Origin of the sequence: Nostoc sp. (assembly GCF_036917465.1) — a bacterium.
Lineage (GTDB): Bacteria > Cyanobacteriota > Cyanobacteriia > Cyanobacteriales > Nostocaceae > Nostoc.
Genome location: NZ_JBALDL010000030.1, coordinates 13,559 through 38,895 on the forward strand (window position 1 = coordinate 13,559; position 25,337 = coordinate 38,895).

Annotated in this window: 23 protein-coding genes and 1 pseudogene; 11 read left to right on the top strand and 13 right to left on the bottom strand. The window is 42.3% G+C overall.

From position 1 onward, the window contains the following. Window positions 1-78: 78 nt before the first annotated feature. Complete coding sequence (locus V7K38_RS06050; protein ID WP_334856234.1) at window positions 79-1,656, bottom strand: pentapeptide repeat-containing protein; 1,578 nt, start codon at window positions 1,654-1,656, stop codon at window positions 79-81. 170 nt (window positions 1,657-1,826) lie between these two features. On the opposite strand from V7K38_RS06050, the gene V7K38_RS06055 reads away from it, so the two are divergent. Together V7K38_RS06055 and V7K38_RS06060 are read left to right on the top strand one after the other, a co-directional pair. Further along, entirely contained in the window at window positions 1,827-2,666 is an 840-nt protein-coding gene (locus V7K38_RS06055; protein ID WP_334856345.1) for a prephenate/arogenate dehydrogenase, read from the top strand. A 57-nt stretch (window positions 2,667-2,723) separates the two neighbouring features. Beyond that, window positions 2,724-3,014: a hypothetical protein gene (locus V7K38_RS06060; protein WP_334856235.1), complete on the top strand. Its 291-nt coding sequence runs from the start codon at window positions 2,724-2,726 to the stop codon at window positions 3,012-3,014. A gap of 134 nt (window positions 3,015-3,148) precedes the next feature. Here V7K38_RS06060 and V7K38_RS06065 read toward each other — a convergent pair whose 3' ends face one another. Continuing rightward, a complete protein-coding gene (locus V7K38_RS06065) occupies window positions 3,149-3,661 on the bottom strand; it encodes a DUF3122 domain-containing protein (RefSeq protein ID WP_334856236.1) in 513 nt (170 codons plus the stop codon). Window positions 3,662-4,072: 411 nt separating this feature from the next. Between V7K38_RS06065 and V7K38_RS06070 the strand changes: the two genes are divergently transcribed. Next, on the top strand, window positions 4,073-4,978 hold the full coding sequence (locus V7K38_RS06070) for a polysaccharide deacetylase family protein (RefSeq protein ID WP_334856237.1): 906 nt from the start codon (window positions 4,073-4,075) through the stop codon (window positions 4,976-4,978). A gap of 74 nt (window positions 4,979-5,052) precedes the next feature. Here V7K38_RS06070 and V7K38_RS06075 read toward each other — a convergent pair whose 3' ends face one another. The 3 genes from V7K38_RS06075 to V7K38_RS06085 all read right to left on the bottom strand — a co-directional run bounded on the left by V7K38_RS06075 (window position 5,053) and on the right by V7K38_RS06085 (window position 12,851). Beyond that, the gene (locus tag V7K38_RS06075; protein ID WP_334856239.1) at window positions 5,053-5,373 is read right to left on the bottom strand and encodes a hypothetical protein; all 321 of its coding nucleotides are present in this window, start codon (window positions 5,371-5,373) and stop codon (window positions 5,053-5,055) included. Window positions 5,374-5,766: 393 nt separating this feature from the next. Then, a complete protein-coding gene (locus V7K38_RS06080; RefSeq protein ID WP_334856240.1) occupies window positions 5,767-11,154 on the bottom strand; it encodes a translocation/assembly module TamB domain-containing protein in 5,388 nt (1,795 codons plus the stop codon). A gap of 731 nt (window positions 11,155-11,885) precedes the next feature. After that, a complete protein-coding gene (locus tag V7K38_RS06085; RefSeq protein WP_334856242.1) occupies window positions 11,886-12,851 on the bottom strand; it encodes a LysR substrate-binding domain-containing protein in 966 nt (321 codons plus the stop codon). 240 nt (window positions 12,852-13,091) lie between these two features. On the opposite strand from V7K38_RS06085, the gene V7K38_RS06090 reads away from it, so the two are divergent. The 3 genes from V7K38_RS06090 to V7K38_RS06100 all read left to right on the top strand — a co-directional run bounded on the left by V7K38_RS06090 (window position 13,092) and on the right by V7K38_RS06100 (window position 15,320). After that, on the top strand, window positions 13,092-13,790 hold the full coding sequence (locus tag V7K38_RS06090) for a cadmium resistance transporter (RefSeq protein ID WP_334856244.1): 699 nt from the start codon (window positions 13,092-13,094) through the stop codon (window positions 13,788-13,790). Window positions 13,791-13,821: 31 nt separating this feature from the next. Continuing rightward, a complete protein-coding gene (locus V7K38_RS06095; RefSeq protein ID WP_334856246.1) occupies window positions 13,822-14,532 on the top strand; it encodes a hypothetical protein in 711 nt (236 codons plus the stop codon). A 230-nt stretch (window positions 14,533-14,762) separates the two neighbouring features. Further along, entirely contained in the window at window positions 14,763-15,320 is a 558-nt protein-coding gene (locus V7K38_RS06100) for a YidH family protein (RefSeq protein WP_334856248.1), read from the top strand. A gap of 69 nt (window positions 15,321-15,389) precedes the next feature. On the opposite strand, the gene V7K38_RS06105 is transcribed toward V7K38_RS06100, so the two are convergent. From V7K38_RS06105 to V7K38_RS06125, 5 genes are all read right to left on the bottom strand, one after another. After that, window positions 15,390-16,112 carry a class I SAM-dependent methyltransferase gene (locus V7K38_RS06105; protein WP_334856250.1) on the bottom strand — a complete coding sequence of 241 codons (723 nt, stop codon included), beginning with the start codon at window positions 16,110-16,112 and terminating at the stop codon, window positions 15,390-15,392. A gap of 205 nt (window positions 16,113-16,317) precedes the next feature. After that, window positions 16,318-17,022: a mobilization protein gene (locus V7K38_RS06110; RefSeq protein WP_334856252.1), complete on the bottom strand. Its 705-nt coding sequence runs from the start codon at window positions 17,020-17,022 to the stop codon at window positions 16,318-16,320. 387 nt (window positions 17,023-17,409) lie between these two features. Then, the gene (locus V7K38_RS06115; RefSeq protein ID WP_334856254.1) at window positions 17,410-17,955 is read right to left on the bottom strand and encodes a hypothetical protein; all 546 of its coding nucleotides are present in this window, start codon (window positions 17,953-17,955) and stop codon (window positions 17,410-17,412) included. After that, a complete protein-coding gene (locus tag V7K38_RS06120) occupies window positions 17,952-18,569 on the bottom strand; it encodes a phycobiliprotein lyase (protein ID WP_334856347.1) in 618 nt (205 codons plus the stop codon). Before V7K38_RS06120 ends, V7K38_RS06115 begins: the two co-directional genes overlap by 4 nt. 83 nt (window positions 18,570-18,652) lie before the next feature. Then, window positions 18,653-18,856: a hypothetical protein gene (locus V7K38_RS06125; RefSeq protein ID WP_334856256.1), complete on the bottom strand. Its 204-nt coding sequence runs from the start codon at window positions 18,854-18,856 to the stop codon at window positions 18,653-18,655. Between the two features lie 12 nt (window positions 18,857-18,868). Here V7K38_RS06125 and V7K38_RS06130 point away from each other — a divergent pair, with 12 nt between their 5' ends. The 4 genes from V7K38_RS06130 to V7K38_RS06145 all read left to right on the top strand — a co-directional run bounded on the left by V7K38_RS06130 (window position 18,869) and on the right by V7K38_RS06145 (window position 21,339). Beyond that, window positions 18,869-19,039, top strand: a complete 171-nt coding sequence (locus V7K38_RS06130; protein WP_012410163.1) for an NblA/ycf18 family protein — start codon at window positions 18,869-18,871, stop codon at window positions 19,037-19,039. 317 nt (window positions 19,040-19,356) lie between these two features. Beyond that, window positions 19,357-19,914, top strand: a complete 558-nt coding sequence (locus V7K38_RS06135) for a bleomycin hydrolase (RefSeq protein WP_322640160.1) — start codon at window positions 19,357-19,359, stop codon at window positions 19,912-19,914. Window positions 19,915-19,999: 85 nt separating this feature from the next. Next, window positions 20,000-20,494: a bleomycin hydrolase gene (locus tag V7K38_RS06140; protein ID WP_334856260.1), complete on the top strand. Its 495-nt coding sequence runs from the start codon at window positions 20,000-20,002 to the stop codon at window positions 20,492-20,494. A gap of 236 nt (window positions 20,495-20,730) precedes the next feature. Then, window positions 20,731-21,339, top strand: coding sequence for a HEAT repeat domain-containing protein (locus tag V7K38_RS06145; RefSeq protein ID WP_334856262.1), 609 nt, complete (start codon window positions 20,731-20,733; stop codon window positions 21,337-21,339). Window positions 21,340-21,409: 70 nt separating this feature from the next. On the opposite strand, the gene V7K38_RS06150 is transcribed toward V7K38_RS06145, so the two are convergent. The 3 genes and pseudogenes from V7K38_RS06150 to V7K38_RS29595 all read right to left on the bottom strand — a co-directional run. Continuing rightward, the gene (locus tag V7K38_RS06150) at window positions 21,410-22,315 is read right to left on the bottom strand and encodes a HEAT repeat domain-containing protein (RefSeq protein WP_334856264.1); all 906 of its coding nucleotides are present in this window, start codon (window positions 22,313-22,315) and stop codon (window positions 21,410-21,412) included. A gap of 24 nt (window positions 22,316-22,339) precedes the next feature. Further along, complete coding sequence (locus V7K38_RS06155; RefSeq protein WP_334856265.1) at window positions 22,340-22,579, bottom strand: hypothetical protein; 240 nt, start codon at window positions 22,577-22,579, stop codon at window positions 22,340-22,342. 757 nt (window positions 22,580-23,336) lie between these two features. After that, window positions 23,337-23,582, bottom strand: a pseudogene (locus V7K38_RS29595) (ferritin-like domain-containing protein); the annotation flags it as partial. A gap of 214 nt (window positions 23,583-23,796) precedes the next feature. Between V7K38_RS29595 and V7K38_RS06165 the strand changes: the two are divergent. Beyond that, window positions 23,797-25,242: a hypothetical protein gene (locus V7K38_RS06165; RefSeq protein WP_334856268.1), complete on the top strand. Its 1,446-nt coding sequence runs from the start codon at window positions 23,797-23,799 to the stop codon at window positions 25,240-25,242. Window positions 25,243-25,337: the final 95 nt, after the last annotated feature.

A 25,337-nucleotide genomic window follows, 5' to 3' on the forward strand; every position in this document is an offset into this window, starting at 1 on the left:
CCTCCATAATTTTGCTTTTTGTCATTGGTCATTTGTCATTGATCATTTGTCATATTCCCAATTCCCAATTCCCCCTTTCTAATGACTAATATAATGAAATCCTTTGACAAAATCTATAACCATATTTAATGAAGGCAATATATCATAAGTTATTGACTCATTAGATATATCATCATAAACTGAAGCATTGACAGCAGAGCGATTAATAAATCTTTTCCCAAAGTTGGGATGCTCATGGACAATCAAGGTGTGGGCGCTAGAATTTGTTAAAACTATTTGAGTTGGGGCTTTACAAAAATTTAACTTTGCAGCTACTTCAATATTTTTTTTCATCTGTTTAATTGTTGTAGCCTGACTCATGGCTTGCTCTAGAAGAATATTTAATTGTTTGATCATTAGAGGTGATTTTAGTGATTTTAAATTTTGGTTTGCAAGAATTTCAGTGTTGATCATTTCCACCATGCTGGAAATATTCTTTTGAGCCGATGTCGCATCTAGAAAGGGAAGAATCACTATATAAGCTGTGGAAAATAATGCTTCGTCACTATCTACATAAAATGTAAAAACAGTTCGACGACGACCACTTTCTATGCTTGGGGGTTGTTTTAGTCTCCGGTATTCTTGAGCAATTTGGTAGTAAGCGCCTGCGATCGCAAAATTGGCTTCGTGTTCTAAGGCTGCATCAACAATAATGCGGATTGTGGGCGGTGTTTCGTTAAAAAAGTCTCGTGAGTCTTCAGAATGGAAGTTTTGGATAATGGAGCGATCGCCGGCTGGACTCAGATCGACCCATTCACAAATCATCCCTTCGGTTTTTAAACCAAACCTGGAGGTGGCATAAAGCTTTGCTCCAGTTAATGTTGCTCCTGTTAAGTCAGCACCAATCCATTCCGCCCTCATTAATTTTGCCTGACTTAAATCGGCGTGAATGAAAATTGTATTCGTTAAATTAGCATTGGTTAAATCTGCGCCAATTAAAGTAGCTCCGCTTAATTTTGCGCCGCTCAAATCTGCCCACCGGAGATTTGCGCCGCTCAAATCTGCCCACCGGAGGTTCGCACCGCTCAAATCTGCTCCGCTCAAGTTAGCATGGCTGAGATTCGCTTGTCTGAGTTCGGTATCTCGCAAATTTGTACCACTGAGGTCACAACGACTGAGGTCACTGGCGTTTAAGTTAGCCATCTCTAAGTTAGCTCCCGTCAAGGAAGCGCCTCTTAAGATAGTCTCGCTCAAGTTGGCGTGGCGAAGATTGGCTTGGCGGAGTGTCGCCTCTCGCAAATCAGCACTGGTGAGGTCAGCTTCCGACAAGTCGGCGCGACTGAGATCGGCTCGAATTAACTCGGCGCGAATCAACGAGGCTCCTTTGAGTTGAGCGCGACCCAGATCGGCTCGAATCAAATTAGCGACATTGAGACTAGCGTTATTCAAGATGGCGCTGCATAGATTCGCACCACTGAGTCTGGCGACATTTAGCTTGGCATTGCTCAAGTTAGCTTCGCTCAGATTTGCGCCACTGAGGTTAACTATACTCAAATTAGCATCGCTCAGATTTACGCCACTGAGTTTGACCCCACTCAGATTAGCTTCTGCGAGGTCAACACCACTAAAGTTTAAGACTCCTGCTGCGTATTTTTCTAGTAATTCCTCTACAGTCATTGATGCTACCCCTTGGATGCCAACTTCAATAGTTGGTAAAGTCTTAACAATTCAAAATTAAAGACATTTTCAGTTGGGGATTTAAACTCCGACTGAAAATATGCTACGTGTACACGTAGGGGTCTTAAACCCTTGAATGTACGATAAAAAACGGAATGTCAAAATCAAAAATGAATATTGGGATTTTAGGATTGGGACTGATCGGCGGATCTTTGGGTTTTGATTTGCGATCGCAAGGACATCATATCTTAGGAGTCAGTCGCCGTGAATCTACCTGTGAAAAGGCAGTTGCGATCGGTAGTGTTGATGAAGCATCAGTCGATCTGAGCCTATTAGCCGCCGCAGAGGTTGTATTTATTTGTACACCTCTAGCGCTTATTCTGCCCCAATTGAAGGAGATGATCGCTCATTTGTCTAGTGCTACTGTCGTGACTGACGTAGGTTCAGCGAAAGCACAGATAGTCAAGGCGATTTCTCCCCTTTGGGATAATTTTATTGGCGGTCATCCAATGGCGGGAAGAACAGACAGTGGGATAGAAGCTGCACAACGGAATTTATTTGTTGATAAACCTTATGTATTAACACCGATAGCTACAACACCAACTAGTGTAATTGCGGTTGTAGAAGAAATTGTGCGATCGCTTGGAGCTAATATCTATTATTGTCAGCCAGAGCAACATGACCGCGCTGTTAGTTGGATTTCCCATTTACCTGTAATGGTCAGTTCCTCCTTGATTGCAGCTTGTTTGAGTGAAACTGACCCCGATGTTTTGGAATTAGCCCAAAAGTTAGCTAGTTCAGGTTTTCGGGATACCAGCCGTGTAGGTGGTGGGAATCCAGAGTTGGGCGTGATGATGGCGCGGTATAATCGTCAAGCATTGCTGCGATCGCTGCAACACTATCGTCAGAATCTCGATGAGTTGGCGAACTTAATTGAACAAGAAAACTGGGAAGTTTTAGAGCAAAAACTGAAATCAACAGGTAAGGCACGACCTGATTTTGTTGATTAGAATTCATAAATCAGGACAAACCGATGTATTATACAGATAAATTTACAAAAATCAACAATGGTAGAACGTCCAATAAAAAAATCGGAACGTCAGTCCCAAGCAAATACTGACAACAATTCCGAAAATACGGATTCTATAACTCCTATTGAATCCAACCCCAAAAGCTCAAAGCCGACCCGTAATCGCTCATCTGGCACCGATAAAAAAGCATCTTATGGGAATGAAACCAGGCAGCAGGGGAATCCTGCCTTAGCGCGTGGGCCAAAACCAGTTAAACCTCCAGTTAAAGTCGAAACAGAAGAACTTGAAACCGAATCGGAAACTATTTCTGAGGAGTCTCAAGACTAACAATTACTCCTGCGTGTGATGTGGGAGACTTTAACTCGTCTTATAAGTATATGAAGACAGAATTTTTGCCTCCACAGGCATTAATTATGCTCCCCATCACCATTAGGTTATTCTGATTTGGATGCTTTTACTAACTAATCAATCTCTGTAACTAGCCATTGCCACTCAGTGACTACAGTATTGGATATGTTGAGAACCAATTGCTGTCCACTAGAGAGAGGCACATAGAGTTTGAGCGCATCAGTTGTTGGCAATTTGGGTAAGATATCAGTTATATTATATTCCCCCACATTGGGAACGGGTGCAGTTAAAGCATAAGCATCCGATGCACTCAGCAATTTTCCAGCTACTGTCTCAATCAACAATGGTTGGGGATGAGCAATTTCAACGACACCCGGAAAACCAACTAAGCGCAACCGTAAGTCTTTTACTGCACTGGTATAATTCTGTTTGAACAGCAACACTTGCCAAGCATATCCTTTTTCATCTTTGAAAGATACTTGTGAGTGGTAGCGTAAGATACCAGGAGAATCATGATGCTGACGCAACAGCGCTTGTGCAGACTCCACACCCCATCCACATAGAGTTAATGTGAGAAACACTATTAGAGCGCAAGTCCAAAAATATTGTTGAAATTTTCGCTTCATTTTACACATTTTAGAACAGAATTCAGGAGCAGAGCCGGGGATGCTCCACTAAGATGTCAGAGTAACGCCCCTATAGCTCAACTTTGCCCTAGCATTTTTCTTGGTTACGGTTATACTGCCATCATTGCTGTTTTTATTAGTCGGTTAAACCCATTAGGTCTTATTTTATTCAGTCTTATCATGGCACTCTTGTACGTAGGCGACGAATTAGTGCAGATTAAATTGGGACTTACCTTAGCTTTCGCTGGGATGTTTCAAGATATTTTTTTCTTTTAGCAGCAGATATATTAATTTACAACCAAGTACGAGTAATGTAATTGATGATTGAAGGTAGACGAGAGGGATGAGACACTAAATAATAGGAACCAATTCTTCCCAATTCCCAATAACTAATATGTCAGGAGATTTAATGTGTTTAACCGTAAATTATCGCCATTACTAAAGGTACTAACTATTACATTGGTTGTTGGTGTAAGTAGTGTGGGTATCAGTCTGCTTGCAGGTACAACTAAACTTGACCATCTGTTTGGAAGTCAAAAGTTAAAAGGTGAGAATGCTAAAACGAGTTTGGGTAGGACAATGAGTGCAGATGCTCAGTCTATCACCCCAGCTACAGACCAGATGAATGAAGTGCCAAAGCCTTTTCAGGGAACAATCGTTTATCAAGCAAAACTAAAAGCAAATGAAAAAGTCATTGCCTTAACCTTTGATGATGGCCCTGGCCCCAAAAATACGGAACAGGTTTTAGAAATTTTGAAGAAAAATAATATCAAAGCCACATTCTTTATGCTTGGGGAAATGGTGAAATATTTTCCCAAAGTTGCCAAACAAGTGGCTGCTGATGGTCACGTAATTGGTAATCATACATGGCATCATTGGTATTTTAAAATGGATGCAGCGACTGCGGCTAGTGAAATTGACCGCACAGCAGATATTATTTATAAGACGACAGGAGAGAAAACTACTCTGTTTCGTCCCCCTGGAGGCTTTCTGAATAATGGACTAGCCCAATATGCCAGAAACGAGAAGTACGCTGTCATGATGTGGTCAGAACAGTCGGGAGACGCTGAACGTCGTTCGCCTCAAGTGCCAATGCTAGTTAAAAATGTGCTGAAATATGCAAAACCAGGTGCAATTGTACTGATGCATGATGGGGGCGGTAATCGTTCAAGATCGGTTAAAGCTTTACCAGAAATGATCGCAGGATTGAAAGCCCAAGGCTATCGATTTGTGACAATTCCAGAATTGCTGCAAATGCAAGCCCAAGAAGAAAAGGCAGTAACGGCAGCATCAGCAGTGGTAACAAATCATCAGTGATATGCTAGGCACAGCTATACCTCAACAAACTCAAGGGTTTGTGGTGGCAGTGGGGCTTTTTTATTTGAAAAAATTTAAGTAGGTGTAGGTAAAATAGTTAATGCATTGGCTGACAATGCCATTGTGTGGGCTAACAATGCCATTGTGTGGGCTAACAATGCCATTGTGTTGGCTAACAATGCCATTGTGTGGGCTAACAATGCCATTGTGTGGGCTAACAATGCCATTGTGTTGACTAACAATGCCATTGTGTTGACTAACAATGCCATTGTGTTGACTAACAATGCCATTGTGTTGGCTAACAATGCCATTGTGTTGGCTAACAATGCTATTGTGTGGGCTGACAATGCCATTGTGTGGGCTAACAATGCCATTGTGTGGGCTAACAATGCCATTGCAGCAATCTAAAATCCAATACGCTTTGGTTAGGACTTAATATCAAGTCCGGGTAATTAGTTATGATTTCCACAGTTATTGCACCCCACCCCTTAATCCCCTCCCCGATGCCTTGGGGAGGGGATTAAGGGGTGGGGTTCTTCAGGTTTAATCAGGTTTAATAAGTAATCTAGCGGACATGATATAGCTCTTTGTCAAAACAATTTTTTTACAAACCGCATTCGCGCAGCGTCTCGGTAGAGAAGGACATCAAAGGACGCAAAGGAAGAGAAAGAAGAAATACAGCGTAACGAACCGTTCTAGACGGTTTGGTGCGTTACGAACTCCGTTCTAACACACCCTACAATCCCTAATTTTGTTTAAAAATCAAATAGTAAGAGTAATATATTGATCTAAAATCGAGTTTCATACTCAACTTGGAATTGATTTTCATCTCCTAAATTAGTTGAGCCTCGCATTAAAATTTCGTCGTTGAGTCGATAAAGCACGTTGTAACGCAAAGACTCATCTGTAGCTAAAGCCCGCGATAAAGAGGCAGAGAAATTTCTATTAATATTAAACACACCTTCTGCTGATAAATTCAGAACTGAAGCTCTTGATGTTTCATTATTAGTAGTAGGGGTAGGATATATCCGAAATTCGCTAAAGCCAACAGCCTGACCAATCGCAGTGATAGTTCCTTGTAAACTACCTAAAATGGTAGAACTAGCGAAATTAGTCAGCCCTTGTCCTGCATCTGCTTGACCGAAAGAACCAAGAATCGAGCCACCCAACAGACCAACTATTTCTCCCCGACTACGGCTAGGTTCACTTGTCAGTTCCAAATTATCGCCCAATTTACTAGCTGGCCCATTCACTCTTGCTTGAACAGTAACGGTACGTAAAGTCCCAAAGTTATTTACAGAAACGTCGCTGACTTCAGCAGACAATGGTGATTCTAAAACTTGGCTGTTTATTGTTGATGCTTCAGGTACGATCGCAGTAAGTCGAACATCTAAAGTAGGGTCAAGTCCAAGACTAGGAGTAAATCGCGCCGTTTGTTCGTAACCTCGCGCTAATGCAAACTCAGTGGAAAATAAACTCAGTCGTCCTCCTGTCAAACGAATCAATCCTTCAGGCAGTGGCTTGGCTAATGTACCATTGATGGTCAAGTCGCCTTTTGCCTCAAAGTTCACTATCGGCTGACTTAATGCGGCTCCTCCTGGTACAAAGCTCAGTAGAGACGCTGTGGTAACATGAATATTTTTGTCTAGACTCAACTTTAAATCTGCAAACTCTACAGGTAAATTGAGTGTAGTTCCTGTACTAGCGTTACTATCTGGTGTAATCACTACGCTAGCGTTATTCTCTGCTGTAGTCACTGGGTTAGCGTTACTATCTGGTGTAGGTGTAGCATTAGCGTTAACCTCTTCTCTATTGATGACGTTATTGTTAGCTTGTGTTGTAGCTGCTGATTTTGTCTTAGTAGAGTTTCCAATAGTCACCTTACCATCACTTAGCTTAATATCTCCACCAATTACAGGTTTTAGGGCTGTTCCGCGAATTACGACATCGCCACCGACACCGCCTTCATACAATCCTGCAAGCTTAAAGTTGAGTTTGTCTGCTATTGATATTGTCAGGGGATTCGCTGCGCCTTGCTGAGGATTCAAAATTGGCAGGATGCCTGATGCAGTTATTTGCCCTTTATTGTACGTAGCTTGAATGTTTTCAACATTTACTGTATTGCCATTAAATTGCGCTGTCCCTGTGATATTTGTTAGGGGATCGGATAAAGCTTGAGCGCGAATAGTTGCATTGTTAAGTGTGGCGTTTCCATTGATAATTGGTTCCTTTAAAGTACCCTGAACGTTTAAATCTACTTTTCCTTGACCGTCTACCCAAGTAACTTGATTATTGGTAAACAGATTTAACAGTGCCAATCCTTCATTGTTCACATTGGCGTTAATGCTGATTTGATTGCTATCTGGTTGCACTGCGGCAAAAGGTAACGCAGCAGGTATGTTACCTGTAACTGTAACTGGTTGTGTTCCTGTTACTAGTAAGGTACTGTCGAAATTCAAACGGGCATTGTTGTAATCAAAGTTCACTTGTCCTGTTTTCACAGGTTGTTTGTTGAGAGTTGCGTTAGCTAGTGCCACATTCCCTTGGACTCTGGGATCTTTGAAACTACCTCCCAAGGTGGCATCAGCATTGACATTACCAGTGATATCTACGGGATATTTTTCTATAAAAGGTTGTAAGAGTGATAGAGGTAGACTTGCTACATTCAACTTTCCAGATAGTTGTTCAGTTCCTAACTGTCCTGAAAAAGCCACTAGTCCTTGATTGATTCCAACACTCAAGGGCGAAAGTGTGACGATTCCATCGGCAAAAGTCCCTTGAGCAATAACTTGATTAATTGAATATTCACCCCATTTCCAGTTAGCACCTTGGAAATTGAAGCCTACATTCAACCCAGATTTTAAGGAACCATTACCTGTAATTCCTCCGTTCAAAACACCCGTTAATTCTGCAAGAGTGGGCAAAGATGCCTCTTTTTTTGTTTCTTGTTGCTGTTGTTTTGCTATGGATGTTGCAATATTAGAGAAGTATGCTAACTGTGTTTTCAAATCTGCATTGGGCAAAGTAATAGGTTTGGTATCAAGTACTTCTGCTCCAGCTAATGTTGGAGGTTTCAACCCGGTACTAAGGTCTTGATAGTCGAAGATATTAAATGCTTGTAAAAGTCTCTCAACTCTGGCTTGGTCTAAATTAGCTTGGAATTGAAATTGGGGATCGTTCCCTGTTTTCACATTTCCACTTAAGGCGATGTTGCTATCTCCAATCCGCAATCGACCATTAGCCAAGCTAGCAGTACCATCAGCATAATTGATGCTGCCGCGAAATTCGTCTGCTGCAACTCTGGCAACACGAGGCCCTGCGATCGCAACGTCTCCTGCAACTGCATAATTATTAAGATTGACAACTAAGTTTCCCGATAGTTGTCCCCCCAGAGGTTTCAACTGATTGTTAGGTAAGAAGCCACCAATTAAAGCTATAGGAAAGTTTTGGGCGTTGATGAGTAAGTTATCTCCCTCGGTTCTACCTGTGGTAACTGCTCCATCCCGACTGACTAAAAATGAGGTTGGAAGATAATTTGCACCCAAGTTAAGCGTAATTATATCTTGCTTCCCAGCTAATTGCAGACTTGCTCCCTGTCCCCCTTGAAAATTCGCCTTTCCAGTTAAAAGCGGGTCAAATGCCAAATTACTAACTTGGAAATTCCGCAGCCGGATGTTGCCGTTAGCTTGGGGAACATCTGGAGTGCCTGTAACTTTTCCCTTAAAATCAAGTAGCCCTGCGACTGCTACGTCTCCAGGAATTTTAAAGCCTGTATTTTTTAAGTTAAAATTCTGTGCCAGTACGTTTAAATCAAATCCGGCAATTTGGGGTGAACCTGTTGGTGGAGTTTGAATTGCGATCGCACCATTAGCACTCAATCCTGGTGTACCTGCGTTTTCAACTATAATCTGCTGTCCATTCCATTGAAATTGAGCCGTCAGGGGTTTTGCCAGCAATGATACCCCTTGGGAAAGGCGGATTTGTCCGGCGGCGCGAATATCTGCAAGCTGGAAAGATGTTGTTGTACCTGATAACTGAAGATTGCTATTGAGCCGTCCTCGCAGTTGTGGTGAGAAGCGGTTGAGTTGAATTTTATCAGTGTTGACAGCTGCTTGCCAGCGTTGTTGTGCAAGTTGACCTTTCGCCCTAATTGTCCCACCTGCTACGTTCAACACCGCATCTGGCAAGACGATATTCTCTCCTTGTTTGGCAACAACAAGCCTGCCGCTAGTGGGATAGGTAGCTTTAGGCGCTTGCACCCGCGCGACTGCTTGCAGGTTGCTCAGAGTGCCGGAAATATCGGCATTTGCTGATACATTCCCAATGGTAATGCCGGGTGAGGATTTGTATGCTCGGGCGATCGCATCTCCTGGTAAATTTTGGGCTTGGACATTCAACGCTACCCTACCCTGGGGTGCAAGCTGAAGTTGACCGCTAGCTGTTACTTGCCCTCCCACTTCTGGATTTGCTTGAACGCGAGCCACATTGACGTTTAAGGGTTTACCCAGAGAACCAGAAACTCTAGCTTTGGCAGATATACCACCAAGATTCAGGGGAGTTGAAATATTGTAACCTTGAGCGATCGCATTTCCTGGTAAACCTTGAGCTTGAATATTCACACCTACTTCACCTTCAGGAGCCAGTTGAATTTGACCACTGGCTGTAATTTGCCCCCCTGTTGGCGGTGTAACTTGAACGCTGGAAATATCAAGGTTTAATGGCTGTTTCCCAAGTGAGCCAGCAATTTGTGCCTTTGCTGAAACATTTCCAACTGCGATCGGTAGGGTAACATTATAGCTACGCGCTAGTATATCCCCGGATACACCATCAACTTGGGCATTAAATATTACGTTGTTTTTGCCTCCTAAATTAGCTTCACCACCTCCTGTGATTTGACCACCGGCTGCGGGGACTATTTTCAAATTAGAGACAGCAAGTTGAGATGCAGTTTGAGAGGCATTCAAGCGGAAATCAGTATTGAAAGTGTTGAAGAGAATGCGGTCAACTTGAATAGGTTTTGTATTGCTTACTGTACCGCTAACGACTGGTTTCTGAAGTGCGCCTAAGACTTTAATATTTGCTTGAATTTCGCCACTAGCTGGGACTGACGAATTTACATTCAATGTATCTAAAATATTTTTAGCAGTAACTGGTTTTATTTGAGCAGAGACATTAAAACCAGTTTGAGTATTAATTGTTCCATTAGCCAGAATCGGAACTTTTCCAAAATTCGTACTCAAATTTTCTAAAGCAACTGTCTGACCTTGAAATGTAAATCTCCCATTCAAATTAGAAACCTGCTGAGGGATATTTTGAATTTTAGCAGCGATTTGATTAGCACTAGCTGTTCCCGTAATCGCTATCTCTGAGAGTTTGGGTGGAATTTTAACTGCTAAGTCAGCATTTAAATACCCTGCTTGTAAGGCAATTGGTAACTCAATTAATCTACTGATATCAGATGCTTGTAAATTTTGTGTTGAAAGGTTAAGGCTAGTTTGTTGAGCTTTTAGTTGGGTTTCCCCAGCGATTTTAACTCCGCCTCCCCTGTTGAGTTGACCATTGATGTCATAACCAATCCTTTGATTTTGATCAAAAAATCGGGCAATACCAACAACTTGATTTAATATTACCGAGCCTTTCGGTTTAGTTGGTGCAGCGAACGGCATCAACTCTATATTCCCATCTTGAATTTGAAGTGTTTGTAATTCCGTTTGAATAGCACCTTTTCCTTCCGCAGCCTTAACTTGTGCTGTAACCCAACGGCCATCTCTATCCTGTTGGATGTAGACATTGGGCTGAACTAATGTGACATTTAATACTAGTTTTCGGCTTAAGAGAATTTGCCAGGGAGAGAACTGTACCTCCAAAGCTTTTGCTACCACCTGGTCTGCATCAGTAGGAGTTGCAGGTATGGATAAAGAACTAAATCTCAGACTAGAGAGCGAAAAACGTTCAACTTTGCCTACTTTTACTGGCCGCCCAAGCAATTGTTCGAGATTTTGCTGTATTAATGGTGCTAAATCTTTATATATATAGCTTCTAGCCCACCAAGCACCGACTGCAATTCCAATCAGTAAAACAACACCGAGAGCCAAACTGATACGTCCTAAAAGGAGGAGCCATAAACGAGGATTAGGTGGTTCCTGATTATTTTCTGAATTTGGAGAGCGCGTCATTATTGTTAGGAGTATTTTGGTCTGAAATCAGCCGAGAGACGGGCTAGTAGTAGTTGTATCAGCCAGTCACAAGTTGTGGCTTTAGAATATTACATATATTTTTGCTTCATCTTTTAAGATTCTATAGTTAGGCAAATACTTTTTTGACAAACTTTGCTTAATTATTAGCAAATTAAATGATTGGTATGTCTTGTCTTACAATACATATATTATTTTCAGCAACTATCTTTTGTCCAAATGAATAAGTAGGTTGGTACAATTAAAGCTAACTAGTGGTGGCTGTCATTTGTCCTTTGTCATTGGTCATTGGTAAGAGTTTGAAGCCTGTTTACGTTTCGTAATATAGTTGAATTTATTTCCGCCCACTTACTTAATATCTTTAGATAGATTGTATTTACTTGTCTATTATGCATTAAAGTTTAGAAAACAAACAATCTTAATATTAAACTACTCCATGAGAACTGCTGTATATACAACACTGGTTAGAAAATTCAACGTTGGAGAATCTTACCTAGTAGTGATGACTTGCTTATATAGGAATCTTATTTAAGGTGTGAAAAATATGGGTGATGACGAACCGGCAAGCACGCCAAGTAAGCCTTCTCTACGAGACACTACGTGAACGCAAAGCGTCTCGTTGGCGCAGCCTCTCGTAGAGAAGAGAAGAAAAATAGAATTCACAAGTCTCACGAATGATTCAGAATTAATCTAAAATTCAAAATAGTATTAATTTAAATAACTGATACATCTGGATGTGAGGCATCTAACATAGACGATATCAACATTTGTTCAAAGACTTTAGAAAGAGCAGTTTGAAAACGCTGACGATGCTTGAGTTTGAAAAAAGGTCGAACTATTTCTGCAATCGCACCTTTACCGTCTCTATTATCTATGACTCGAATTGCCCGCAGAGTCCCTAGTTGTATTTCTTTTTTTACCATCAACTCAGAAATTCCGATCGCACCGACACCATCTTCGATCGCTGCTTTTGTCATTTCTCCACTGTTGAAGACTAAAATTACATTCAGTTCACTGAGATTGATTTCCCAATTTCGTAGAGCTTCTTCAAACCTTTGCTGAGTTCCAGAACCGGGTTCGCGCATCACCCAAGGGGTTTGAGTCAATTGGCTTAAGTCAATTTCTCCCCACTCAAACCAAGGGTGTTTTTGACCTACGACAATTTGTAAGCGATCGCTCCCCACTATTTCATACTCTAGAGTACTCTGGAGTGCTGGCTTGACATCTCCTTCTACCAAACCTAAATCAAACTGTCCTGTGGCTGTTCCAAGACAAATATCTTCTGTATTGGCGAGGCTACAGTTAATCTGAATACCTGGATATAAGCTCTTAAACTCACTAATCTTACTTGGTAGCCAGTAGTTACCAATTGTCAGACTCGATCCTAATTTCAATTCACCTCGTTGCAGATTGTTCAATTCTCGCAATCCCCTTTCAGTCAAGGAAACTTGATCGAGAATTTTCCGCGCTTCTACTTGCAATAATTTACCCGCCTCAGCAATCTCGATATGGCGGCCAATCCGATGGAATAGTTTCACACCGTATTCTTGCTCTAAGTTGTGGATTGCTGCACTGACGGCAGGTTGTGTAATATAAAGCTCCTCTGCTGCCCGAGTAAAGTGTAAGTGCTGCGCCACAGCTATAAAGATTTTTAGCTGCTCAAGCGTCATTCCTGCCATTTATTATATTCCTACAACTTGGTGTCAAAAGTTTTAATCACTTTCATTTATCATTTTGACAAATAAAAGCATTTGATTCTATCGGTTAGTTTGACTAAAGTATAAATCAAGGCTTCGGCACGGTCTTACAACCAAGTAAAAAGCAGGGGGGCAGGGTGCAGACAGCAGGGGAGAAGAATTAATAACCATTCCCAATTCCCAATGCCCAATTCCCAAGCATGAAAATAAGGACTTCCACAAATGAGCGATTTAGTAACTGCAATTACCACAGGGATTACCGCATTCACTGCTACCAACATCGATGATATTGTGATTCTGACGTTGCTTTTTTCACAAATAAGTAAAACGTTTCGCAGTCGTCACATCCTCGCTGGTCAGTATCTCGGTTTTGCTGCATTGATCGTTGCTAGCCTTCCCGGTTTTTTCGGTGGACTAATTATACCGCAGGACTGGATTAGACTACTTGGTTTAATGCCAATAATCATTGGTGTGAGTGGTTTACTAAAACGCGAAGAAGATTCATCAGAAGAAGCCGAGCCGTCTTGTCCCTCTATAGTTAGTAGTTTTATCTCTCCACAAACTTGCAACGTAGCTGCGATCGCCTTTGCCAATGGTAGTGATAATATCAGCGTCTACGTACCCTTGTTTGCCAACTCAGAATTAGATAGCCTGCTGATTATACTAAGTGTATTCTTTTCCCTAGTGGGCGTGTGGTGTTATGCCGCTTACAAGTTAACCTACTTGCCTGCGATCGCAAACTTCTTAACTGAGAATGGCAACACTTTTGTCCCTTGTATCTTGATTGGATTAGGTGTGTTTATTGTCACAGAAAATGTTACCTGGACTCTTTTATCTGTAGTTTCTAGTTATATATTCTCATTAATTTTAGGTTTCAATACTCATTCATCGAGTCAAGAACAAGAAAAACTAAGTATCTAGAAAGAGGTACATGATAAATTTTCTCGCCAAAATGAATTTAAAACTACAAAATATCTTACCTATCAACAGGAATCAAAACATGAAAATCTGGAAATCTCTGCTAATTGCCTTAGTGATTGTCGCCAATCTGGCCTTTGCTCAAGCTTCTTTTGCTGATAGACCAAAATTTAGCAAAAATCCTGATTACGTCGAAGTAACTAAAGCTCTTAAGGAACTGTCTCAGACAAAAGATACCCAAACTCAAGTTGAAGGTTTGACAGCAGAAGAAATTCAAACGAGAACCGAGGAATTAACACTGCAAAAATATGCTTTAGAGTCAGGAATCAACTGGGGTAAATGCGAAAACCAAACAGGTAATACCATAGCAGTATACGGCAAAAGACCAAATGATGAAGACAATGAAGATGCAGTCTACGACAACGGTCTGTATTTTCTAGCTGAGGGTCAGTCTACAAAAAATAACTGGGATTGTGATGGCATCTATCTACCGAATGATCTCAAAGTAGCAAATTTCACTTCTAGTCTAAATGGGCAAGGTGAAGAATTGACAGGGCCTGTGGCTCTGAAGATCCTGGATGGAACTCAGTTAGTAATTAAGACAAGTCCAGATACTGGTGCGGTTGAATTGAATGTTCCGACAGTGAAAGTTCTTAACAGCAATAAGGCTAACTGGTTTATCCCAGATATATCACAGGCTCTCATAGATACACGAGTTCCTAATGCGCCTAGCAAGCAGTCTTGAAATAGAACTGCATAGTCCATTTTTGAATGATTGTTCTCAATTTAAACAGGGTAACAGCCAAGATTAGAGAAAAAACCTGATTTGCACTGGTGAAAAATCTCTCTGATTCTTGGCTGTTTTTTATGCCCCTTGTTACTCACAGTTGTTCTATATAATCAATTACGAATTACGAATTATCCTGTCAGCCTTGTTTTATTTCGATATCTGCATTAAAATAAATTTTGAATAAAATGTACAATAACAATAAACATATTTCAGTAGCGCAACTATTGCGCTGGGTGCGAGTCATCTGGAAAGAGATTTCCTACTACCTCCGCATTTTTTTTATAAGAGCCGCTTTGGGGAAAAGGGTGTTATTGATGCAGTTAAAATTGAAATCCACAGAAGAAGATAAAGATCAAAAAAAGCCAGGACGACTCAATCCTTCTCGAGTCCGAGATCACTTGGCAAATGAGCGTACCTACCTGGCTTGGATGCGGACAGGGATCGCTCTTTTAGGTTTTGGTGTGGTTATTGTGCGTTTGCGTGCTTTCCAAGTACCTTTGATACCCCGTCCTGGTAATGGCTGGAAGTTAGGTTTAGTTTTCTCGCTGGTGGGTTTGATTACAGTTTGGCTCTCAACCAGTCACTATTTCGCTGTCCGTCGTCATATCGAAGAAGATACTTATGAACCGACAGACAGATGGGTACTGCTTTTCAGTCTCGCTGTGATGATTCTCGGAACTGGGGTAATCTATTTTGTTTTTACAACTTCTTTAGATCCATCAAGTCCACTTATCCCTGAGTAATGAGTGCTGAGTAATGAGTGCTGAGTAATGAGTTAAAAGAAGATTACTCAGTACTTTCGCACTCAGTTTTCAAAATCGCACCTTATACAATTGAAATAATTCCCCTGATTTTTGAGTTATTACTTTCGCACCAGCCGCTTTAATAGTTTTTTCCCACTCAGCTACAGGCTCTAAAAACACCTCAGCCCCCAAATAGGTTTCCAGAACAGCCCAATCTTCTGCTAAAGGTTGTTCTGGATTAAGGATGTCGAATACAAAATGTCCACCGGGTTTTAATACCCGCTTGACTTCTGCGAGTACTGCATTCCAGTATTCGAGTGGAAAATAGCAGCTAAATCCTGTTGCGATCGCTAAGTCAAACTGCTCTGGTGAATAGTTTAACTGATGCGCTGCTCCCAACTCAACACCTTTGAACAGCTTGGAATTCAACTGTGGCCCGCGAGAATTAAGGGTATCACGTGCCACATTACTGATTTCTTGCCCATGAAAAAATGCTTGCCAATCCCGCCAAGGATAGATTAAAAAGCTGATCCCACAGCCAATATCTATACAGTGCTGGTTTTTTTGAGGTTGAGCAATTTCCCAAAAAGGGGAAGCAATTCTCCCTGCAAAACTCCCTCCAATCCACTCGTGGAATATGGGCATCGCCTGGACTTCGGCTGGGAGTTCAAAAGTTTCACGTTGATATTCTCGGTTAAAGCGATAGGCTATTTGGCCTAATCTTTCGTCCCAGTTGCTTGATTTTGGTGAACTAAAGAGATTTTGAAACTGCGAATCGGACTTTTTAGACATTAGATTTTTGCTACTCTTTCTAAGGATTGTAGTCAAATTCGCTTTGCAATGTCTGTTGACAAGCCACAACTCTTGGAGAGGCTTTGCGTAGCTTGCTTCGACCTAAGAGTACGTGTCTACGCCCCCCCATCCAATCTCCTGCTGGGGTTTATCATTAGTCATTGGTACTAATGACTAATAACCAATGACCAATGACTAATGACTACTATTCAACTTTTTCATACCAGATACCTACTTTCTCAAAAGCACCATAAGCAAGCTTCAGAAAATTCATTACTCTCTGTCTCCCAATTATCCCAAATTCTCTATACTCTCTAGCCTCTGCAAACGTCAGGCGATTTTGGTCAATTATGTTTCTTTCTCTATATGCTAACTTCGGAAAATCTATAACTTTTATCTGATATTTACTTACTAGGTTCTGAAAGTTGGAGTCTGACTCTACATGCTCCCAATCATCACATAGCCCTAAATTCTTCACCAAAACATGAGGGATTCTCTCACCGTAAGTATTCACTGACTGAGTAAACAGGTTAATGCTGTCGTATCCTCCTGTCGATACAAACCATTTGCAAAACATCACTCCCTGCGAACCCCCTAATTCAATTAATTGATTAGATTCAATCCAACCTTGAACTGCTCTATGGGATTGTGCGGCTAAATTTACAATTACTGGCTTCTCTATCGCCCACTCAAATATTCTATCTGCCTTATTTGCCTGTCGTTCATTTTCACTAAACACCGCATATTTACATATTTCCTTATATACCCCTGCCACATCTGGATTCGATCTATCTGTCTCCACGGGTATAAACGGGATTTTCTTATCCAGACAATACTGAATCATTGTCCTGGCAAAGAGAGATTTTCCTACCCCGCCTTTTTCACCATCCACAAAATGAATCGTCGGCATTACAGCCACCTCTAATAGTTATTAAAGTCTGATACATCTTTCCCAAACGAAGAACTTTTTGGCAGTTGTCGCCTAGTTGTTTTGGTAGTTTTCTGAGACAGTATAACCTTCTTCAGAGCGGATTGAAGCTGAATCTCGCAGAAAGTAAACGCTCTCTAACCGTGATAATTCTTCTTTGTCCTTCTCTTGTAGCTTTTATATTTATTTTCAGAGTAGCTAAACAGTCTTTCCGCTATCAAGCGACGTACTACAGCGCTTACCAACCAACTGAGGTACAGCTTAACCTCCGCTCTCCTTGCTAAGGAGAGCGGTTAGGGGTGAGGTTTTAATTTTCAACCTCGTTGTATGAAACCACCCTGCCCTGCTCCTCTGTCTCCCTATGCCTCCTCAATGACCTATCCAAAATTCCAGAGGATCTATGGTTGACTTACAGTAAGGCCAGCTACGTAAAGTTGCTTCCATTCCTTCGTCGCAGTAGGGTGGTTCTAATCCCAGTCCTAAACATAGATGAGATAGGATGCTAGCAAACTGTTGATTGTGACCAAAGTCTCCTAAATGGGCATGAGCATATTCGTGGACGACTACACCAAACCAGTCTTTAGGTGCAACTCGACCGACATCTACCAAAATAGTGATTGGATTTGTAAGAATATTACACAGCCCATCTATACCAAAAGATTGAGCTATAGGAACTGCAAAAATTTGGATGTGGCGACGCTCTTGCGGATGAAAGCACTCATGACAAACTTCTAAGTAGGCGTTGATCTGAGCGTTCACGGTGTTAATATTGTCGCCAATCCAAGTGCAAATGGGGATGCGATCGCGCAGGTTATCGAACACATCCACCATCCCTGGCTCTAGGGCAAGTCTCTGCACCCGACGCAGATAATCTTGCCCACGAATCAAAGCATCACTCTGCTTGAGATAATTCACCAGCCCAAAACTGAATAAAACTGTCTTTTTTCCAGGATATCCTGCCCTTGTGCGGATGTTACCTCTTCTGGGTTGGCAACCTCAGCAGAACCTTCAATGCGGGTTTCACTACAAAACGATGCCGTGCTGAAGCCACCAAAGCGTTTAACTGTACTGGTTCGCAGTCGCATATTTGGGCTGGCAAACCAGAATCTCTCAATGGAACTCATTGTTTCATATTCAGTTGTCAACACTAGTCCGTCTTCATCATCCATGTGAAAAAGACCGACTACAGGCACTATTTCGGCGTAACCTCTTTCGCGCAGTAATTTGCCGGCCCTTGGGTTATCGCCATCAGGGACGATCGCAAATATGGTTTTTCCCTGATGGTTATCTTCACCTTCTCTATCCCAAGCCATTGTGCCTAGCCAACGCACACGCGATCCACCTACTGATAGGCTGGGGTCAATTTGATGATACTGGCAAAGTTCAATGATTTCTGGATGATTGGCTTCCAGAGTTTCTACCTGTATATCTGATTCTCCTGTCTCTGAGCGCTTGAACGCCAGATGGTGAGTTGCCCGTTGCGATCGCCACTTACCAGCACTTAGCTGAAAAAATTCCATTGCGTCTATCAATCTTCTGACTCCTACCTATTACTCCTGCGGACGATGTTTTACAGCTTATTTCTTTTTACATTTATTGGTATACGAACATTCTAAACATTACAGCGATTAGCGATCGGCTTCAAGAAACTCCCTGCAAAGGGTGAGAGAGAAATATTGTTAGCCAATTGTAAATTTTTATAAGCTTGATTCTTTATAGCTTGACAATATAGACGATTTAATATCCGGGTGCTATAATCGTTGAAAGCGATCGTCTTCACATTACAAGTAACAATAGATACCTTCGATTCAGTCAATCAGAGGAGTGAATGATGGATTTTCCAGTCGAACTAACCTTAGAGCAACAGTTTCGCTTACAAAACTTGAAAGACCAGGTAAAGAGTTTAAGTCAACAAGAAGCTCAGGAGTTTTTATTAGAAGTTTTACGGCAGATGATGGTAAAAGATAATTTGGTTAAGCATCTACTAAAACAAGCCTGAATCAAATAAAAAAAGAATATCCTTTCCTTAAGACTTACGCAGTGGCAAAGTTCCATTGAAATGCGTAAGTCTTAATTTTTTTGGCATTGTGAAGAGGCGGCAGGGACAGGAGATGAGGGAGAATTATTTAACAAGTTTCTTCCCCAATGCCCAATGCCCAATTTCCAAATTAAATATTACAGATTATTACTTTGTCTCTCATAGTAAAGACTAGGGTACTATCGATCCCCTATGTTTTTGTTTGGCTACTCACAGTTAATCTGATCGAGAACAGGCCAGAAATAATATCCGCCATTTGTGAATATTAAGGAGAACTCATGGTTCTTGATGCTTTTTCCAGAGCTGTAATTGCGGCTGATGCTAAAACCGCTCCTATCGGTGGTGCTGACTTAGCAGCCCTTAAGTCTTTCATTGCTGAAGGCAACAAGCGCCTTGATGCTGTGAATGCGATCGCCAGCAATGCTAGCTGTGCAGTTTCGGATGCGATCGCTGGGATTGCTTGTGAAAACACAGGTTTGCTTCAAGCTGGTGGTAACTTATACCCCACTCGTCGCATGGCTGCTTGCTTACGTGATGCTGAAATCGTTCTGCGCTACGTAACTTATGCACTATTGGCTGGTGATTCTTCCGTATTAGACGATCGCGCTTTGAACGGTCTGAAAGAAACCTACACAGCTTTGGGCGTACCCACCGGATCTTCTGTACGAGCTTTCCAAATCCTGAAGGCTATCAGCGTCGCTCACATCACCAACACCAATACTGAAGCAAACGCTGGCAAAAGATTCCGTAAACTGGAAACTCCTCAAGGCGACTGCTCTGCTTTAGCTGCTGAAGCTGCTAGCTACTTCGATCGCGTTATTTCTGCTTTGAGCTAATTGCTAATTCCTAACGGCTAAAGCCTATTAGTCAAGCCAACTGAAATTAAAACTCGATCAAATCTAATCTGGAGTATAAAAAGCAATGAAATCAGTTATCACTACGGTTATTGGATCTGCTGATGCAGCAGGTCGTTTCCCAACCTCCTCTGATCTAGAATCCGTTCAAGGTAGTATTCAACGTGCAAGTGCTCGTTTAGAAGCTGCTGAAAAGCTCGCTGCTGGTATCGATAACGTAGCTAAAGAAGGTTATGATGCTGCCTTTAAGAAATATCCTTACCTGACCCAAGAAGGCGAAGCTGGCGCTACCCAAGTTAAAAAAGACAAGTGCCTGCGCGATATCAAGCACTACCTACGCTTGATTAACTACAGCTTAGTTGTGGGCGGTACTGGCCCTCTAGACGAATGGGGTATTGCAGGCGCTCGTGAAGTTTATCGCTCTTTAAGCCTGCCTACTGCTCCTTACGTTACCGCGTTGACTTATACTCGCGATCGCGCTTGCTCTCCTCGTGATATGTCTCCTCAAGCATTGGTTGAATTCCGCTCTCTTCTCGACTACGTAATCAACTCCCTTTCATAGTAATAGGGATTAAGTAGACGTAGACGAGCGATCGTCATACTCTAAAACTCAGGGACTCTCAATCTGTTGCTTTGCCTGTATCTGGTTGAGTGATTGATCAAGAGTCCCTTAGTTGTTACTAATTCGTAATGAGGTTCTCTACGAGAGGCTAAGAGCGAACGCGGACTCGTTTTATCGTGTCGCTAGCGTAATTACATGATTTAACTTGGGGGATTTAAACAGGAAAATTTTCTTTTATGGCAATAGATTCTCTATTTGAACAGTTGAAACACCCCAACCCCAATCTGCGGGAACGAGCCATCTGGGAACTGGCTGAGGTTCGGGATGAAAATAGTATTCCTCGCTTGATGGGTATTTTGGATGAAGAGGATGTAACTTACCGTCGATCTGCGGTAAAAGCACTGGGTGCTATTGGTGTAGATGCTGTACCGTCACTGGTAGATTCATTGCTAAATAGCGAGAATGCAACTATTCGGGGTAGTTGTGCTAAGGCTCTAGCACAGGTTGCTGCTAACCATCCAGATGTTCCTTTCCCGGCTGAGGGCTTAGAGGGATTGAAAAGTGCGCTCAACGATCAAAATGCCGTTGTTTATATCGCATCAGTAATGGCGCTAGGTGAAATTGGTTCTCCTGCCTTTGAGATTTTAGCTGAAGCTTTAAAAACAATAGATAATGTTGCGCTGGCTGTAGCGATCGTCAATGCATTCGGTTCGATGGGTGATATCCGAGGTGTGGAAGTGCTGACAGCATTAACTAATGATGAATCTGCCGATCCATACATTCGTGAATCAGCAGTGAGTGCTTTGCCCCGATTAGATCAGGTGATTAAATATAAAAGAGCGTAGCGATCGCTCTTAAATAATTCGTAATTCGTAATTATGTTTTGTGATAGCGAAGCGTCAGGCGTAAGGGTCATTACCAAGCATCTTCTTCTAACTGTCTCTCAATTTGAGAAATCGCTAACTCAATCACTGCCTTAACTCCTGCTTCCTCTTCATCGGTTAATGCGGCTTGCAGGGGTTCTAAAGCAGTGCGATCGCCAATTTTCATCAATGCCAGAGCCGCCGCTTTTCGAGTTTCCCAATCGGGATGATGCAGTAACTCCACTAGATTAGGAATCGCTGGTTGATAAGCTAGGCTGCCCAAAGCAGATGCCGCTTCACACCGCACCATTAAGGATGAATCTGTGAGGGCGTTTACCAGGATTTGAAATGCTCCTTCTTCAGTACCTTCTTCAGCGATTTTAGCGATCGCACCTACCACCGCCGCCCGAACTTCAGCCGAGTCTGAGTTAATCTCTCGATATAAATGCTCCTTCGCCTCTGCCCCAATAAACCCCAGCGCCCACACAGCATGTCCTTTAGCACTTTCTGGATATTCGGTTGACGCTAAGATTTTCAGCAATGCTGGCACAGCTGCCTCACCAATTTTGGCAAGTCCTCCTACCGCCGAGGTTTTGACTACCGTATCTTCATCATTTAACAGGGCATTAACCAAGGTGGGAATTGCGATCGGATCAGCAATCAGTGTCAGGGTTTTGGCGCTAGCTCTGCGGACAACTGGGTTTGGATGATTTGTTACAGCTTCCATTAATAAAGGTGTCGCTGGTTTACCGATTTTACCCAACGCCTCTGCAAAACTCAACCTAACCATCCCCCGTGAGTCTCCCATACTCTCAATCATCTGCTTGAGTAGCTCTTGATCCTCAGGGTTGAAGGAGTTTAAGCCTAATTGCTCATTAACTGCTGCTAGTATTGCATCAGTTTCTGCCTGGGACAGATTTAACGAATCCTCCCCCGATTGAGTTTTGGAGTTGAGCATTATGACTTATAGCTAAATAGATTACTAGTTGCTGACACTCAGAGCAGCTTGCTGATTACGAAGTTCCTGAAGGGCAGAATCAATCTTGGAAAGCTCAGGCTCCAGTTTTGCCATCACATTTACTCTCATCAACTTAGCCCGTTTTGCTGTTTCTGCGGTTTCTTGAATTAGGCGTTCCCGATATAGCTCAAGTTCTGCAATCACTTCGGCAACATCTTGAGGGGTTATGTTATCGGTTGTTGTGAGTTCTGAGGTTTCATCCACAAGTTTTGTTTCCTAAATGCGTGTTTATATGAATGATATGTAGTCAGTATTCAACTATCTTTTGTATTTTATTACTCGCTAGAGATCGGCACTTAACAGATACATAAAATTGAACGATTGGCAAGAGGCAACTAATTAATAGCTGACAAATGTGTATATTCCGATCTTCTCAGATTGCGTTACCACTGGTAAAGCTTTTTGATGGAGATTTTCAAAATTTGAACCCAAGCACAGCCTTTAATCTAAGTTGTGATAAGTCTTGTAGGATCTTTAGGTTGAAGTGCGACACCTAACAGCCTATTCTAGACGTTGCTCTAGCATAGTTTAGCACCGTGTAACATGAGAAGTCGATGTAATAAGTACCAATCCTTGTCTCCAAGCCTCGGTAGATGCATTCTCCGTATTTACTTATCTTTACATACTAGGACTTACGCATTGACAGAAAACAATAATATATCGCGGAAAAACCATATTTCTCGTAAGGGTTTAGCAATGCTAAACCCCTACTCCACGGTTAATTTATCGGTAAAAATATAATTAGTCAAAGTCTGAAACAAGCTATTTCGGTGAAAGCATACTATGACTAATTTGTACAGTGCGTAAGTCCTACATACTAGCCCTTTCAAGGTGTTGTGTGATGGCTCCGCCATCGCTTATCTCCTGCATCTGCTCACATTCCGAATCCAGGTGTTGTCAGGAAGTACTGGTAGCTAATTTTTTTAGATCGAATTCAGGTTGGCAGTTCCTAACCCTTCTCCCCCAATGTTGTGATTCGTTCAGCAATCAAATCAATAAATTCTTCAACTTCGGTAGCAATTTCATCAAACAGTAGATGCATTTGGTAAAAATCTTTACCTTTGACATTCCAGTGAGTATATTTGATTTGGGTTTTCAAGTCGATCGCAGTTGCTAAACTTTGATTGAGTAGTGTATTGACTTGCGATCGGATTTCTGTGGGAATATCAATTCGGGTTGAGTAAACGAAGGATCTGGCAGACGAGATTATTGGAGCAATGAGTAAACGGGAGTGGGACGAACTGTGTCAACAACTCCTCTAATAATCAGTTAAAAAAGCTCTATCTTGACAGAGTTTTTGCAACAGAGCGATTTTTACGTCAATTATTAAGAAGTCTTTGCGTTAGTTCTCAATACACATTTACCCCTATTAGACTGTATGCAGAAATACAAAAAATCTGTATTAAGACTGAGGTTGCAATATGGGATCAGAACACTTAGGATTTGAGTCCGTAAGTAAATACCCCTTACTAGATGCCATTTTTCATCGTCGCTCCCGGCGGATTTCATCCGGCTTACCATCAATCAACGCTGGTTCGCTTTCACATACCCCACGTCCTCCATTCGATCGTGTGCAACCATTGAGCGAATTAGAAGAAGCGTTACTCATCGCCGCCACGGGCGCGACTGGAATAACGTTTCCAGACCGACCCTTTGAAGACGCGCCAGCACCAAAGGGAAAACCGATTCTTGGAACACCCAATTTAAATTTCAAAGGTCGTGCTGCTGGAAGCACCGATAACTCCCAGCCAACCTACTTTCTGTTGCTCAACGACACTGGCACATACTTTCTTAAGCACCTCGACCCAGAACCAGAAAATACTTTATTCTCTCCAGAGTCATTAATATTACGGGCTAAAGCGGCAAAAGTTAAGATTAGCGACGAAAGAATTTTCTCCTCAGAAAAATATCGGCGTTTTCCCTTCTATCTCGACTCAAACCGCTTTTTATCCAACGTAGCTGGTAGCACGGTGTTGTTACCGATTGTAGATTTGTCCCGACAGTACATCAACGCCTTAATGTACGTGTTAACCGAAGACCCACTTGCACGTCCCACCTTTGTGGACGATCGCAATTTCTACCAACCGGCGGGAGTTCAGAAGTGGATAAAAGACCCATCAGATATTAAAGATGACGAATTCGCCCTCAACAAAAACTTGAAGTTACCACTAGGCAAACTCGGCAATATGCGAACCGAGTATGAGTCCTATTTTCTCTTGCAGAATCTAGCACTGTGCCTACAGGCTATGGGATTAGGGGGCTGGATTCATGCCTCGATTGGCCCCCCGTATCTTTTGGCAGATCCCTTCGCCTCACCCGAAACCCAAGGAGTGCTGAACGTGCGATGGCACATTCCCCAACGGACGTTCCTACAGCAATTCACCGTCGATCTGTTGCGTTGGGCAACCCCGAAACCGCCTATGAGAGCGAACCCCTGCGGTCTGTTGCGTCCCGGAGTAGACCCGAAATCAGCCACCGAAGACGACTGGCTGATTAAGTGTTTATGCCCACCGAATTATACTGTCGAGGAAGCCGTAGATACCCTTGTCAAAGAGAAGCACGAACTTTACTCCGATCGCAGCTTGTTCAGTCACATTTTCCGCGACGGACAAGAGAACACCTACATTCGAGAAGTTCCTCCCTATCGTCCCGAAGTCATCGAGTGTGTTAAGGACATTTGCCGTTACTTGATGAAAACCCACGGACGTTTACCAGCCCATGCCGATGGTTTGTTCGTGCCGGGTATTTGGTTACAGGCGCACCACCTAGACCTTTCTTATTACGACGACCTATTCGCGCCTGGAGTGGGCTACACGAATACACAACGAGAACATCAAGCGCACTGGCATAACGAACCGCATCAATAACATGACTAAACAAATGTTCCCAAATCGAGCGCTCAACATTTCTATTCCTCGATTTATCAAAGGCAATCATGGTTAACAATCATCCACTATCTACG

Bases quoted from the DNA above. Each gene is read 5' to 3' on its own strand.
- V7K38_RS06085 (WP_334856242.1), bottom strand. From the start codon at position 12,851: ATGGCAGGAATGACGCTTGAGCAGCTAAAAATCTTTATAGCTGTGGCG.
- V7K38_RS06065 (WP_334856236.1), bottom strand. From the start codon at position 3,661: ATGAAGCGAAAATTTCAACAATATTTTTGGACTTGCGCTCTAATAGTG.
- V7K38_RS06110 (WP_334856252.1), bottom strand. From the start codon at position 17,022: ATGCCGACGATTCATTTTGTGGATGGTGAAAAAGGCGGGGTAGGAAAA.
- V7K38_RS06080 (WP_334856240.1), bottom strand. From the start codon at position 11,154: ATGACGCGCTCTCCAAATTCAGAAAATAATCAGGAACCACCTAATCCT.
- V7K38_RS06100 (WP_334856248.1), top strand. From the start codon at position 14,763: ATGTACAATAACAATAAACATATTTCAGTAGCGCAACTATTGCGCTGG.
- V7K38_RS06140 (WP_334856260.1), top strand. From the start codon at position 20,000: ATGAAATCAGTTATCACTACGGTTATTGGATCTGCTGATGCAGCAGGT.
- V7K38_RS06095 (WP_334856246.1), top strand. From the start codon at position 13,822: ATGAATTTAAAACTACAAAATATCTTACCTATCAACAGGAATCAAAAC.
- V7K38_RS06130 (WP_012410163.1), top strand. From the start codon at position 18,869: ATGATGGATTTTCCAGTCGAACTAACCTTAGAGCAACAGTTTCGCTTA.
- V7K38_RS06050 (WP_334856234.1), bottom strand. From the start codon at position 1,656: ATGACTGTAGAGGAATTACTAGAAAAATACGCAGCAGGAGTCTTAAAC.
- V7K38_RS06150 (WP_334856264.1), bottom strand. From the start codon at position 22,315: ATGCTCAACTCCAAAACTCAATCGGGGGAGGATTCGTTAAATCTGTCC.
- V7K38_RS06055 (WP_334856345.1), top strand. From the start codon at position 1,827: ATGAATATTGGGATTTTAGGATTGGGACTGATCGGCGGATCTTTGGGT.
- V7K38_RS06135 (WP_322640160.1), top strand. From the start codon at position 19,357: ATGGTTCTTGATGCTTTTTCCAGAGCTGTAATTGCGGCTGATGCTAAA.
- V7K38_RS06145 (WP_334856262.1), top strand. From the start codon at position 20,731: ATGGCAATAGATTCTCTATTTGAACAGTTGAAACACCCCAACCCCAAT.
- V7K38_RS06090 (WP_334856244.1), top strand. From the start codon at position 13,092: ATGAGCGATTTAGTAACTGCAATTACCACAGGGATTACCGCATTCACT.
- V7K38_RS06075 (WP_334856239.1), bottom strand. From the start codon at position 5,373: ATGGCATTGTTAGCCCACACAATGGCATTGTTAGCCCACACAATGGCA.
- V7K38_RS06105 (WP_334856250.1), bottom strand. From the start codon at position 16,112: ATGTCTAAAAAGTCCGATTCGCAGTTTCAAAATCTCTTTAGTTCACCA.
- V7K38_RS06060 (WP_334856235.1), top strand. From the start codon at position 2,724: ATGGTAGAACGTCCAATAAAAAAATCGGAACGTCAGTCCCAAGCAAAT.
- V7K38_RS06165 (WP_334856268.1), top strand. From the start codon at position 23,797: ATGGGATCAGAACACTTAGGATTTGAGTCCGTAAGTAAATACCCCTTA.